This window comes from Streptomyces capoamus, from assembly GCF_014654935.1.
GTDB classification, from domain to species: Bacteria; Actinomycetota; Actinomycetes; order Streptomycetales; family Streptomycetaceae; genus Streptomyces; species Streptomyces capoamus.
This window is the reverse complement of the sequence record NZ_BNBF01000019.1, coordinates 139,154-139,566: the sequence shown is the minus strand read 5'-3', so window position 1 is coordinate 139,566 and position 413 is coordinate 139,154. Positions and strand designations below refer to the sequence as shown.

1 pseudogene is annotated in these 413 nt (G+C 67.1%); it reads left to right on the top strand.

From position 1 onward, the window contains the following. Nucleotides 1-53: 53 nt before the first annotated feature. Nucleotides 54-257: pseudogene (locus tag IE312_RS27100) on the top strand (protein kinase); the annotation flags it as partial. Nucleotides 258-413: the final 156 nt, after the last annotated feature.

Sequence of the window (413 nt, the reverse complement as noted above, 5' to 3'; positions counted from 1 at the left end):
AAGACGAGCGCTGAGCTCCTGCTGAAGCTCATGTCCGACAGGCGGGTCGGCCCAGCCGACTCATTTCCGCCACGGGTCGGCGGGCCGTCGAGTACCCGGACGACGCACCGCGCCCCGAGCAGAGACAAGCCGTCGCGAGTGGCAAGCGCCGGCCTGTGAAGGTGAAGGGCAAGCTGGGCGAACTGATCGACGCCATGCTCAGTCCGGCACCCGAGGACAGGCCCACGATCTACGAGGTCGGCAAGGCCCTGCGGTGAGCCCTGAACCCATCCCTCGGCCTTGCCGTCATTCGGGGTGGCCCGGTCACGGAGATCGGGGACTGTAAGGCGGCCGGTGAGCTGTGGCAGGACAGCCACAGCTGATCTTTACGGCGTCGGCTGACGCGGTGCTGTACTTCGCTGCTGTACGCCTGA